Below are 12,280 nucleotides of genomic sequence, written 5' to 3'. Positions count from 1 at the left end.
AAATAAAGGCCTAACTTTAAACGTTAGGCCTTATTGATTATTGCACTTGAGCAGGGAAACCATCTTCTTCAAGCGCTTCGGTAATTTTATCGACGCTTTCACTGCTTTCAACAGTCACGATTTTGGTTGCTAAATCTACATCTACTTTTGCATTTGGATCGATATCTTGAATCGTCGCAGTCACGCCACGAGCGCAGCCACCACAAGTCATATTTTCAATAAGTAGTTTCATGTTCATACTCCATCAAGAATGAGATGTTTGTTTGGATAACACTGAGTCTAAACCTTGTCATGATTGTAAGGTCAAGACCAAATTTTTAAAAAAATATGCTTGACCTTCCCATGATGGGAATCTGTATGCTCAATACAGAATATTAAATTTTGCAAATTTGCAGAGGTGTTTGATGGACTCAAAAAACACAAAATTGCCAGCATATAGTGAAACACTTCCAATCGAAGGCATGACCTGTGCCTCGTGTGTAGGTCGTGTCGAAAAAGCACTTAAGAAAGTTGAAAATGTAGAGATTGCCAACGTTAATTTGGCAACAGAAAAAGCCGTTGTTTATTCAAATCAACCGATTCAGCGTGAAGCACTGGTTAAAGCAGTTGAACGAGCAGGTTATGATGTTCCAAAAGCCGCACCAGTAGAGTTGTCTATTGAGGGTATGACTTGTGCATCTTGTGTTGCACGTGTTGAAAAAGCCCTTAAAAAAGTAGACGGTGTTCAAGAAGCCACAGTTAACTTAGCCACAGAGCAGGCTTGGGTTCAGGCAGATAATTCAGTAAATGTTGAAGATTTGATTCGCGCTGTTAAAAAAGCAGGTTACGACGCAAAAGCCTCTGAAAAAAATCAAGATGAGCAGCTCGATAAAAAAGCTTCAGAGTTAGATCAGCTTAAAAAAGATTTGATCATCTCGATTGTTTTGGCCTTACCTGTGTTTATTTTGGAAATGGGCTCACATCTCATTCCAGCTTTTCACATGTGGGTCATGCACACCATTGGTCAATACAATAGCTGGCTTTTACAATTTGTTTTAACAACTTTAGTACTCGTTTTTCCTGGTCGCCGTTTTTACCAAAAAGGTATTCCAGCCTTATGGCGTTTGGCGCCAGATATGAACTCGCTGGTTGCTGTTGGAACCTTGGCTGCCTACAGTTTCTCAGTCGTGGCAACTTTTATGCCGCAGGTTTTACCACAAGGCACGGTTAATGTTTACTTTGAAGCGGCTGCCGTTATTGTCAGTTTAATTTTGCTTGGGCGATATTTTGAAGCCAAAGCTAAAGGACGAACCTCGCAAGCCATTCAACATTTAGTGGGAATGCAACCTAAAACTGCTCGTATTCAGCGTGATGGTCAAGTGGTGGAAGTTGCTGTTGCCGAAGTGGTCAGTGGAACTATTGTAGAAATTCGCCCGGGTGAACGTGTGCCTGTCGATGGTGAAGTGATTGAAGGGCATAGCTACATTGATGAATCTATGATTACGGGTGAGCCTGTTCCTGTTGAAAAAATAGTAGGGCATCAAGTGGTCGGTGGTACGGTCAACCAGAACGGTACTCTAAACATTCGTGCAACCGCAGTGGGTAGCTCGTCTGTACTTTCACAAATTATTCGCATGGTTGAACAAGCCCAAGGTTCTAAACTTCCGATTCAGGGTTTGGTCGATAAAGTCACCATGTGGTTTGTACCGGCTGTCATGCTAATTGCTGCAATTACTTTCTTGGTCTGGTTTATTTTTGGGCCAGAGCCTGCGCTGACTTTTGGATTAGTGAATGCTGTTGCGGTACTGATTATTGCGTGTCCTTGTGCGATGGGACTTGCAACGCCAACTTCTATTATGGTCGGTACTGGACGTGGTGCTGAGTTAGGTGTCTTGTTCCGTAAAGGTGAAGCTTTGCAGCTTTTACAAGAAGCACAAGTGGTTGCAGTTGATAAAACGGGCACACTTACCGAGGGTAAACCGACACTGACAGACTTTAATGTGCAATCAGGTTTTGAACGTGAACAAGTACTGACTTTAGTTGCTTCGGTCGAAGCCAAGTCTGAACATCCAATTGCTCTTGCGATTGTTCAAGCAGCAGAAAGTGAAGGCTTAAACTTATTACCCGTGACAGCATTTAACTCGATTACCGGTTCAGGTATTGAGGCGGAAGTTTCAGGCCAGAAAGTACAAATTGGCGCAGATCGTTATATGCACCAACTTGGTTTAAACACCACCTCATTCCAAACGATTGCTGCTCAGTTAGGTGAAGAAGGTAAAACACCGCTTTATGTTGCTATCGATCAGCAACTTGCAGCAATTATTGCCGTGGCAGACCCAATTAAAGAAACAACCTATGCTGCGATTGAGGCCTTGCATCAATTAGGTCTCAAGGTTGCCATGATTACAGGAGATAACCGTCATACGGCGCAAGCGATTGCTAAAAAGCTGAACATTGATGAAGTTGTGGCAGAGGTTTTACCCGAAGGCAAAGTGGACACAGTTCGCCAACTGCAAAAACAATATGGTCGTTTGGCCTTTGTAGGTGATGGCATTAACGATGCACCAGCCTTGGCGCAAGCAGATGTCGGCTTAGCCATTGGTACAGGAACAGATGTTGCCATTGAAGCTGCCGATGTTGTGTTGATGTCTGGTAGTTTAAAAGGCGTACCGAACGCAATTGCATTAAGTAAAGCAACCATGCGAAACATACGTCAAAACCTGTTTTGGGCATTTGTATATAACGTTGCTTTAATTCCAATTGCAGCAGGTGCGCTTTATCCAGCATTTGGTGTGTTACTTTCACCTATGTTTGCAGCAGGCGCGATGGCACTTTCTTCGGTTTTTGTTTTAGGCAATGCATTACGCTTAAAACGTTTTCATGCGCCAGTACAGTAAGGGTGCTGAAAATCAACTTTTGGTTTAAGATCATGACAGCAGGTCTTAAACCAAATTTAATATTTGAGGTGTGAGATGAATATCGGTCAGGCATCCAAACATTCAGGCATTTCGGCGAAAATGATTCGCTACTATGAAGAAATCGGTCTACTTGAAGCAGCTCAGCGTTCTGCTTCTGGCTATCGTATTTATTCAGAAACAGATCTTAAAACTTTAAACTTCTTAAAGCATGCTCGGGAGTTAGGTTTTTCATCTGAACAGATGAAAGAGCTTATTTCGCTTTGGAAAAATACCGACCGGCAGAGTGCAGAGGTGAAAGCCTTAACCGTAAAACACATTGCCGAATTAAAACAGAAAATTGCGCATTTACAAGAAATGGTTAATATCTTGCAGGCATCAGCCGATGATTGCTGTGGTAACCAGCAAGCTTCTTGTGCCATTTTAGATCACATTGAAAAAGGTGTAGGTGTAAGCTAAATCTTATTAAAATAAAAAAAGGGAAAATCATGGCTTATACAGCTTCTTGTCTTTGTAATGGGATTCAACTGCACATTAATGCCGAATTAGAACCCATCATGGTTTGTCACTGCACGCAGTGCCAAAAAGCCCAAGGTGCTGCTTTCGCTGCCATTACTCAAGTACAAAAAAATGACTTAAATATTGTGCAGGGTGAAAACCTTTTGCAGGCTTATTTTGCATCGCCAAATAAAAAGAGAGTGTTCTGTAAAACCTGTGGTTCACCGATCTGGAGTGAACGTTTAGATAAGCCAGCAGTGGTACGTTTAAGAGTAGGGCTCATTAATGAAGAAATATCGACATCTGTAATTTCTCATGCTTTTGTGTCTTCAAAAGTGAAGTGGTATCCAATTTGTGATAGTGCTCGCCAATATCAAAATGGGGTAGAAAACCCTTAAATATTAAGGTTAGACCGTATTTTATTCATTTGTAAAAAAACGTGAACAAGACTAGTCATGAATAAATAATGTGCTATAACTGTACCTAAGGTAATCGTAATATCTCCTCGATTCACAGGGAAACTTGGGACAGGGCAAAAGATACGATAGGACCTTACATATAGCTAGCAAAGAGCATGTAAGAGATGGATAGACACAAATCTTAGATTGCTCACCGTTGCAGAAAAGCCCGTGAAACGGGCTTTTTTAATGCCTGTAAAAAGCTATTTAGTGGATGATCAGACTATAAATAAAGTTTTTTATAACGTCATTTTTTACCATTCGTTCTTAAGCAAATAAAAAGATGTAGAAATAATAAAATTTTTTAAACATACAGACTATTCTGTATTGCAATTTAATTTATTTATAGGTACATTTACTTAACGGTTTAAAGTTCAAGTTTAATAATGGACTCATGGTCGTTGTGGGAGATCTAAGAGCCTGCATTCTTCCCCAAGATGCGGGTTTTTTTTATGCCTATAGAAAAGTGGCGATTAATTCGACTTAAATAAAAAACATATAATTTTCTGATATTTATTAGATTTTAATAAACCTACGATCTAACGATTGCGTAGGCTTTACATGTTTAAAAATTTAGGCGCGATAGGCCAAACAAGCTTGAACACAAGCTAAACATGCTTTAGCACAGATCTGACAGTGCTCATGTTCATGTTTGCTACATTCTGCTGCACAGAGTTGACAGGCATTGGCGCACAATTGCATGGCTTGTTCAGCAAGCTCAGAATTTCTTAACTCTAAAGATGTACACAGTTGGCAGGTTTCTACACATGTCATGCAATGCTTAATACACTCTCGCATCATCTGGACATGTTCCTCTTGCAAACATGCAGCTGCGCACGTTTTACAAGCGATCATACATTCAATACAGGCTTGAACTGAGGTAGAGGTGTTACAAAATAAAGCCGAGTTTGTTTCTTGTTGAATTTCCATAAGAGTTCTCCTATCGAAGACTATTATTAAAAAATGGAATATCGTTATATTTTCTATTTTAGAAGATCATTTTTAAGGCATGGCTGTTTGAGATGAAAGGTCTACAAATCGCTAATACATAATTAACCTCGTAGTAGAATGTTACATCCAGCTTTTAGCTTAAATGCTCGTATTTTTTGAAATTGATAGAGGATTTAAATTTAAGGATTGTGTTAAATTTAATTGCATATAATACTTTTGGCTAATTTCTTATTGTGTGAATATTAGGCAAATTAGGAATGTGAACTTTGAAGGACACGAAATGGAAAACGTTAATCAATACGCTCACGGAGCTGAGCATGAAGTCCACATCCATTGCAAACGATCATTAAGCACATTAATACTGAGCATGTTTGTATTAATTACAACTGGTCGTTAAAAGAAAAAGCACCCGAGGGTGCTTTTTCTATATGTGTACTATAAATAGATATATTTAAGAGTCTATAAAACCATGACGTTTTTTGTAGGCTTTACGGTCATAAGAAGGGATATTTGATTGCTGGAGATCAATTGCCAGTTGTTTTTTGCGTTGAAACTGAACTTCATTAAGAAGAGCAGCATAAATTTTGGGTCGCTCAGTTTTAAACTTATCTACATCTAATGGAATCTTATCTTCATTCTTGACAATGTATAGAACAGAGCCATTGCCATTTGTTTCATAAACCGTCCAACCAAGCCGCACAGCATAGAGTCCGGTTTTCTGATTTTTACCTAAATAAGATTTAAAGCCATCGGGATGAGGGCGAACATAAGCATTCATCATGCATCCTCCATCATTTGATTTATTTGATGAAAGCGACAATCAATGAATTGATGGGGAGTGAGACATCATATTCAGTAAAATTACGATTTCTAGTTGTTTATATATTGTTCAATTTTCAAATTTCAAGTGAGGCGGAAAGCTATTATTTACTGAGTTATATACCCTCAAAAATATTAAAAAAAAGCTTATTTTTTTGAGTAATAAATTTTCAAGTTCATTCCTTGTAGGCAAGAAAGAATAGCTCATTATTCCGTATTTGTGTGATCGGTTTTGCATATTTAAAATTGATTAAATCGTAAGTGAATTTAAGGTCAGTTTTAGTTAATTATTTGTTTTAAAAATAAATAATTAAGTTTTAATATTTCTTGTTACAACCATTTTGTCGACAATAGATGCACCTTTTTGACATATTTCGCCTAGCATAATTAAAGAGTTCGTTGCCTATGGTGTCATTTATGTTCATTGGACTTGTGGTCACCATTTTGTTGACTCCAGGCCCAACAAATACATTGTTAGCCTCTGCTGGAATACAGGCAGGAGTAAAGCAGTCTCTTAAACTTATTCCTGCTGAAGTGATGGGATATCTCATTGCAATTACTTCATGGGGTATTTTACTTGAGTCCGTTTCACATTTTATTCCGTGGCTTCCACCTGTATTAAAGTTAATAAGTGCAACTTTTATTCTCTACCTTGCATTTAAACTTTGGACAACATCGACAAACGACATCAAATTAGACAATCCACTGATTACGCCTAAGGCTTTATTTGTCGCGACACTTTTAAATCCTAAAGCTTTACTCTTTGCTTCTGCTATTTTTCCACATGCAGCATGGGAAGTGTTTCACGTATATTTTATTCATATTGCTGTTTTTTTATCATTAATTACACCCATTGCTTTTTTATGGATTGCTTTTGGAACCGTATTAATTTCAAACAAAGTAACTTGGTTAAACCAACGTAATTTACAACGTACGGCTGCATTTATTTTAACTTTTTTTGCTATGCCAATCGGCTATTCAGCGATTAGCTCATTTTAAACTTAACTCGTTATTTATATTAAAAAATTTAATTTTCAGGAGATTTTTATGAAAAGATTAAAAGTAATTATTAAGGACCAGTTTAACCAAGAAACGATTGCTTTGGCAAAAGTTCGACCTATGAATGACCACGCCCTTGAACTTCACAAAAGCGTTGAACATATTGAAATTGATGACGATATTATTTTGCCAAACATGGATTTGCTTTATGAAAACCCTAAAGACGGTAAAATTTATCAATTGATTGGAGCATTCAGCGAGGAATAGCTTTTAGCTAAGAAGTGCTGAAAATAAAGCCAAACTACGTAATAGACACAATTAAAATATTGAAGATGCCCAATACTTGTGGGACTATGCTTTTGCAAAAATGTGACCTAATCCACATTTTTGCATTTCAGGACTAAGTGGTTTTCACTAAGCCCATTCCTTCAATGAGAAGTAGGAATGGGCTTTTTTTATTGCAAATTATTCTTTAAATGTTTCATCTAAAGCTTGTTGAACCGCTTCTATACGTGATTTACACGCTTTATAAGCAGTAATCGATTCTTCAACAATCTTCATTAAATTATCAATATCTGGGCTTTCTTGAGACTCAAGTAGTTCGGCATTTTTTTTCAAAATGTCATGGCCGTCTTTAAACGTTAACTCTTCATTGTTCATTTGGAATTACCTGTGTAATGTTGGCTTCAATCACACCATCTTGCATTTCAATCGCAATGGCAGGGTTTGAAATTTGATGTATAGACCGAATCGCTTTTCCTTCGGATCTAACAATTGCATAGCCTTTGGCTTGAACTTGTTTCGGATTTTGTAAAAGGACTTCTTTCATTAATGATTCGATTTGAGCTAATGAAAATTTAACCTGTTGCTGTGAACTAAATTGAATACGCTCTTTCATTTGGTCAAGTAGGCGATGTGCCGAGTTAAGTTGACCTTGGGCCGAAGATTTAATCTGATGAAGTAGCTGATCATTCTTGCTTTGATAGGTCGTGATTTGATGCTGCGAAAGAAGCTTAATGGTTTGCAGACTATCGACGGCTTCTTGTACGCGTTCAACAATGTGGTTACGGATGCCAGCAATTACTTTACTTGGCGTGTCGAATGAACGATGGGCAATTTCATCAAGAATAGTACGGTCTTTTTCATGACCAATACCGACCCAAATCGGTACAGTGCGTTTGCAGAGCAGGGCTGCAAGTTCATAATCATTTAAATAAGCCAAATCATTCACAGATCCGCCGCCGCGAATAATTACGATAAGGTCTGGTGGAAATTTAAAAGTGCTGGCCCATTGTCTTAAACCTGAACCTAAAGACTCAATCAAACTAGTTGCAGCGGTGTTCCCTTGAAAAGTAGCGGTGTGATACACAAAATGGCAAACACCATTTCTCTCTAGAGCATCGGCATCTTTTTTAAAGTCACCTAGGCCCGCGGCGTTTTGAGGAGCAATGACTAAAACATTTTGAATGTCAAAAGGGGTAGGGAGGAGTTTGTTCTTGTGAATTAACCCTTCTTGTGTGAGTCGCTCAATAATTTGCTGATAACGTTTAGCAATTTCGCCTAAGGTAAAGCTTGAATCAATCTCTTCAATATTGACCGAAAATCCATATTGAGGATCAAAACGCGCTCTAATTTTGATGAGCACATTTAAATCGCTTGAAATCTCAATACCAGTTTCACGTTCAAACTTTAAAACAATTTTACTGGCTGAAAACTTCCAGATCGTAGCTTTACAACTGGCAATGACTTTATCAGTCTCTGCATCTTTTTCTGCAAGCTCTAAATAGTAATGGCCGCCTTTAATATTTAAATTTCGAATCTCTGCTTTTACCCAGACTGGCTCATCAAAAGCCAAACGTATGACTTCCTGAACTGTGCCGAGATATTCACTGAGGGAAAACTGAGGTTCAGACATACGAACTAAACATTAAAGGACCAACCTAGATAGTATAAAAGCCATCCAACCAAGGCAATTGCTGTCTATGAATATCGGGTTCTATTTAAAATAAATACAACAATTTAAAGAATTAAAAATTGGAAATTGATAGGGTTATTTAGACCAAACGGTTAAAATGAAAAATTAATAAAAAGATAATTCTTAATAATTACAACCGATTAAAAAATAAAGTTTGCTTTATGAAATATATGAGCGTATAAAGCTTACTTCCAATTGCGGGGTGGAGCAGTCTGGTAGCTCGTCGGGCTCATAACCCGAAGGTCGTTGGTTCAAATCCGGCCCCCGCAACCAAAATATTATGCTCTGTGATGTACCACTTTTCATAATGCGAAAATTATGAAAAGCAATTAGCTTATAAATAACCCAATATAAAGCTAAATATTAAATTCTAGACTGACTGTCCATACCTTAAATCTAGCGTTCTAATTAAATACCGTTAAATCACATGAGCTCAGTGATGAGTGAATGATTGTGAATATAGTAAATGAGTGGCAAATTGCCACATCCGTAAATGGCAATGAGATTAATGTGAGGATCGTTCCTCATGTGCGTAAGCAAAACTCTCAAGATGGTTATCGTTGGGTCGAAGTTGGTAAGAAAATTCAACTTCAATCTGGTGAAGAAATCGAATTAAACCAAGATGGTAAAAGCTTTTATGCTGGATTTAATCAGCTTTATCGTTTAACAACGTATTGTTGATAAAATGCTTGGCTCTAAAGCTAAAAAACCTATCTCCTTTAAAAGAGATAGGTTTTTTTATATCTCTATGGATATAAAATAATTAAAGTTATAAAAAAAGAAAACTTAATAAATTGATAGAATTATTATTTTAATTATATTTATAACGACCTTAACCCGCTCGCCAGAATTGACGCCCCATGACCTTAAAGTTCTTTCCATTTTCTTCGGTTACACGGCGGTCTCTAAATTTTTCATTCAAACTATGCAAAATTAAAGAGCCATCCGCTTCTTTAAAAATTTGCTTAATCATTCCTTCCCCTGCAAAGTAAACCGCATAAATCTCGCCATCAATTACTTCAGTTTGAGAGATATCAATACCGACCAGATCTCCATCTTTAATGTAGTCCGTCATGCTATCGCCTTTAGCTTTTATAATACGCATGCACTCTTGAGCAACCCGTTTTTCTTTAAAGAATGAAGCAGGGAAAGGGATTTTTCCATTAATTGCATCGAAGTGGAACTCAATCGACTCACCTGTACCACACGAAAAACTAGCTTCTACCACTTCAATCCAAGCATATTGATCGGTGGATTCAGCACTCACAACTGTAGGGCTAAATACATCACTTTCTCTAAAAGCATCTTCTGTATTGCCAGTCGTTAACCAATAACCATCTACACCTAAAAACTGGGCAATGAGTGGAAGAAACGCAGATTTTAAATTTTTGCCAGATTCTAAAGCTTGATAGGCCGGCTGAGACATTTTTACAGCCTCAGCGACTTCAGCCTGAGTTTTTTTGGCTTTAATTCTAGAATCTTTTAAACGGTCTTTAAGAGCCATAACGGTTACACCAGCAAACTTATAACAAATATATAACTAAAGTTATATCGAGTAAAACAACTATAGTTATTGACTAATAATAACTATAGTTATAATATCAGTTATATCTTCAGATGAATAGATTAAGTTTAAATCGTATTTGAACCACTATTTATTGAATTATCAACATGTTGAGATGAAAGCTAAATTTATTTTGTTTCTAGAAGAGGCAAAATAGAAGGGAGATAGCTCAATTATTATTTACAGATAGGCTATCAAAACAAAAAATGGAATAAAAAAAAGCCCGATTCCGTGGATCAGGCTTAATGTTCGTCGATAAAGGGTATCAAGAACATGAAGAATTTAGCAAAGATTGTGAGTCGTAACAAAAGTTTCCGATATACGGCAAAGTCTTATTTGAACTTTTTGGTCAAAAAATTAAAGTTCGAAAAAGGCGTAAATGTAAGCGCTTTCATACTTTTTTACAATTTTAGAAAAAGGAATATCTACTTTTAAATGAATGCTTTAAATGCATACCGTTTAGTTCTTTAGGTTTGTTGTACCAGATGAAACGTTTTGAACACACATTTGTAGTCTTGGCTTCGCTATATTGCTCAAAGAATGGATCAAAACTTCAAGAATAACAAACGATAAAGATGCCTTATTAAACGTGTGAGTTGGAGATAGTGAATGACTACAGCAATGCAGAACAGAGCTAAACAACTTAAAAATGCAAAACGTGGAGGATATGTCCCGACAATTGCAAAAGACGTAAACAAATACAAGGTACAAAAAATAAAAAGGGCGCTTGAAGAGGCAAAGCTAATTGCAAGTGAGCTTGAAGATGATGCATTCGAATTCGATGATCAAGTCTCAATGCAAAAAGCGATAGGTGCAATCACCGTGATTGAGTTGATTGAACAAGCCTTAAACAGTGCACACTAACAGGCTTTAGCATACAAACATTCTTTCTTGGACCCCTGAAATATGGGGTCAAGGATCAGTTCGTCTTGCAATTTAGCGCGGTTAAAAAAGCGTTAGTGTTTTTTATTGACTGTAATAAAGAAAACTAAGGGTATTTAAAGAACCTGAAAAACAACAAGCGATTAAGAATAGCGAGTTTTCAAGTTTTACCCTTTAAAGCAGGACAAGATGATGAAAACAGTTCCAACTGGTGGTTTAGCCACATTTTTAGATTTTTATAGCATCGCAATTATGGTGGCTTTAGCAGTCAGCTTAGTTGTGGCAGTCGTGTTGATGATGCGTTTCCCTCGCTCACCACAAGAATGGATTGTTGGGCTGATATGCACAGTCGTTTCAAGCTTAACAGGTGGCTCATTTATTATCATGAAATGGAATTTACATGAATGGGTATCGGATATTTGGGGAATGATCACACTATGTGGATTCTTCTTTATTTGCGGTTTGCCAGGCTGGGCGATTGTGAGATGGATATTTAATTTCATCAATAAACAAGAAGGGAAAACGATTGTGGAAGTCATCAAAGACTTAAAAAAAGCGAAAGATGATCTGCAAAATAGCTAAAACAGTTTCAATGATATAGGTAAAATAAAATGAATATTGACCAATACTTAGAAGCAATCATAGACAGAGAAGGTGGATATATTAATCATCCATCAGACCATGGGCATGCCACCAAATTTGGCATTACCGAGGCAGTTGCTCGATCAAACGGATATCAAGGTGATATGAGAGATTTACCTTTAGCTGTGGCCAAGTCTATTTATAAACAACAATATTGGTTTGAACCCCAATTTGACCAGATCAATAAAATTAGCCCTGCTATTGCAGAAGAGTTACTTGATACGGCTATAAATTGCGGAGTCAACTTTGCTAAACCTTTATTACAACGTGCTCTAAATCTGCTAAATAAGCAGGGTGAGGAGGGCTGGCCAAATCTTACCTTAGATGGTCAATATGGACCTCTCACTATTCAAGCACTGAGCACGTATTTGAACAGGCGTAATAAAGACGGAGAAACGGTCTTACTACGCGTTTTAAATATTATGCAAGGGCAGCACTATATCGAAATTACAGAGAAGAACCCAAATTACGAAGACTTCTTTTATGGATGGATCTTAAACAGGGTAGCGTTGTAAAAATTGTAGTTAGATAAAAATATGTTAATAGACAAAAGACTTGAAAAGCCTAACCATGAGTTGAGGCTTTTCAAATAATCATA

The 12,280-nt window shown here is 37.4% G+C and carries 15 protein-coding genes and 1 tRNA gene; 10 read left to right on the top strand and 6 right to left on the bottom strand.

Annotated elements, in window-relative coordinates:
• Positions 1 to 37: 37 nt before the first annotated feature.
• Positions 38 to 238, bottom strand: a complete 201-nt coding sequence (locus K6I41_RS12915) for a heavy-metal-associated domain-containing protein (RefSeq protein ID WP_077162564.1) — start codon at positions 236 to 238, stop codon at positions 38 to 40.
• Positions 239 to 404: 166 nt separating this feature from the next.
• Between K6I41_RS12915 and K6I41_RS12910 the strand changes: the two genes are divergently transcribed.
• The 3 genes from K6I41_RS12910 (at position 405) to K6I41_RS12900 (ending at position 3,790) form a co-directional block, all read left to right on the top strand.
• Complete coding sequence (locus K6I41_RS12910) at positions 405 to 2,876, top strand: heavy metal translocating P-type ATPase (RefSeq protein WP_250374499.1); 2,472 nt, start codon at positions 405 to 407, stop codon at positions 2,874 to 2,876.
• A gap of 75 nt (positions 2,877 to 2,951) precedes the next feature.
• Positions 2,952 to 3,353: a Cu(I)-responsive transcriptional regulator gene (gene cueR / locus K6I41_RS12905; protein WP_004642046.1), complete on the top strand. Its 402-nt coding sequence runs from the start codon at positions 2,952 to 2,954 to the stop codon at positions 3,351 to 3,353.
• A gap of 29 nt (positions 3,354 to 3,382) precedes the next feature.
• Positions 3,383 to 3,790 (top strand): GFA family protein, encoded by a 408-nt coding sequence (locus K6I41_RS12900; RefSeq protein WP_250374498.1) that lies wholly within the window; start codon positions 3,383 to 3,385, stop codon positions 3,788 to 3,790.
• Between the two features lie 633 nt (positions 3,791 to 4,423).
• Here K6I41_RS12900 and K6I41_RS12895 read toward each other — a convergent pair.
• Together K6I41_RS12895 and K6I41_RS12890 are read right to left on the bottom strand one after the other, a co-directional pair.
• Positions 4,424 to 4,780, bottom strand: coding sequence for a four-helix bundle copper-binding protein (locus tag K6I41_RS12895; protein WP_250374497.1), 357 nt, complete (start codon positions 4,778 to 4,780; stop codon positions 4,424 to 4,426).
• Positions 4,781 to 5,252: 472 nt separating this feature from the next.
• A complete protein-coding gene (locus tag K6I41_RS12890) occupies positions 5,253 to 5,582 on the bottom strand; it encodes a hypothetical protein (RefSeq protein ID WP_250374496.1) in 330 nt (109 codons plus the stop codon).
• Positions 5,583 to 6,025: 443 nt separating this feature from the next.
• Here K6I41_RS12890 and K6I41_RS12885 point away from each other — a divergent pair, with 443 nt between their 5' ends.
• Together K6I41_RS12885 and K6I41_RS12880 are read left to right on the top strand one after the other, a co-directional pair.
• Complete coding sequence (locus tag K6I41_RS12885; protein ID WP_004793584.1) at positions 6,026 to 6,619, top strand: LysE family translocator; 594 nt, start codon at positions 6,026 to 6,028, stop codon at positions 6,617 to 6,619.
• A 48-nt stretch (positions 6,620 to 6,667) separates the two neighbouring features.
• A complete protein-coding gene (locus K6I41_RS12880; RefSeq protein WP_004793583.1) occupies positions 6,668 to 6,886 on the top strand; it encodes a hypothetical protein in 219 nt (72 codons plus the stop codon).
• A 198-nt stretch (positions 6,887 to 7,084) separates the two neighbouring features.
• On the opposite strand, the gene xseB is transcribed toward K6I41_RS12880, so the two are convergent.
• Both xseB and xseA read right to left on the bottom strand, forming a co-directional pair.
• Positions 7,085 to 7,279 carry an exodeoxyribonuclease VII small subunit gene (xseB, locus tag K6I41_RS12875; protein WP_004793582.1) on the bottom strand — a complete coding sequence of 65 codons (195 nt, stop codon included), beginning with the start codon at positions 7,277 to 7,279 and terminating at the stop codon, positions 7,085 to 7,087.
• The gene (xseA, locus tag K6I41_RS12870) at positions 7,269 to 8,534 is read right to left on the bottom strand and encodes an exodeoxyribonuclease VII large subunit (RefSeq protein ID WP_250374495.1); all 1,266 of its coding nucleotides are present in this window, start codon (positions 8,532 to 8,534) and stop codon (positions 7,269 to 7,271) included. Before xseA ends, xseB begins: the two co-directional genes overlap by 11 nt.
• 256 nt (positions 8,535 to 8,790) lie before the next feature.
• Between xseA and K6I41_RS12865 the strand changes: the two genes are divergently transcribed.
• Both K6I41_RS12865 and K6I41_RS12860 read left to right on the top strand, forming a co-directional pair.
• Positions 8,791 to 8,867, top strand: a tRNA-Met gene (locus tag K6I41_RS12865).
• A gap of 174 nt (positions 8,868 to 9,041) precedes the next feature.
• Positions 9,042 to 9,275 (top strand): hypothetical protein, encoded by a 234-nt coding sequence (locus K6I41_RS12860; protein ID WP_004793577.1) that lies wholly within the window; start codon positions 9,042 to 9,044, stop codon positions 9,273 to 9,275.
• Positions 9,276 to 9,426: 151 nt separating this feature from the next.
• On the opposite strand, the gene K6I41_RS12855 is transcribed toward K6I41_RS12860, so the two are convergent.
• On the bottom strand, positions 9,427 to 10,098 hold the full coding sequence (locus tag K6I41_RS12855; RefSeq protein ID WP_005303661.1) for an XRE family transcriptional regulator: 672 nt from the start codon (positions 10,096 to 10,098) through the stop codon (positions 9,427 to 9,429).
• 669 nt (positions 10,099 to 10,767) lie between these two features.
• Between K6I41_RS12855 and K6I41_RS12850 the strand changes: the two genes are divergently transcribed.
• The 3 genes from K6I41_RS12850 to K6I41_RS12840 all read left to right on the top strand — a co-directional run bounded on the left by K6I41_RS12850 (position 10,768) and on the right by K6I41_RS12840 (position 12,197).
• Positions 10,768 to 11,022 (top strand): hypothetical protein, encoded by a 255-nt coding sequence (locus K6I41_RS12850; protein WP_005303662.1) that lies wholly within the window; start codon positions 10,768 to 10,770, stop codon positions 11,020 to 11,022.
• A 210-nt stretch (positions 11,023 to 11,232) separates the two neighbouring features.
• Positions 11,233 to 11,622, top strand: coding sequence for a hypothetical protein (locus K6I41_RS12845; protein ID WP_005303665.1), 390 nt, complete (start codon positions 11,233 to 11,235; stop codon positions 11,620 to 11,622).
• 29 nt (positions 11,623 to 11,651) lie between these two features.
• On the top strand, positions 11,652 to 12,197 hold the full coding sequence (locus K6I41_RS12840; protein ID WP_013198451.1) for a glycoside hydrolase family 108 protein: 546 nt from the start codon (positions 11,652 to 11,654) through the stop codon (positions 12,195 to 12,197).
• Positions 12,198 to 12,280: the final 83 nt, after the last annotated feature.

Source organism: Acinetobacter sp. AS23, from assembly GCF_023612055.1.
Lineage (GTDB): Bacteria > Pseudomonadota > Gammaproteobacteria > Pseudomonadales > Moraxellaceae > Acinetobacter > Acinetobacter oleivorans.
Note: the sequence above shows the minus strand (reverse complement) of the source record. Positions and strands in the feature narration are given on the sequence as shown.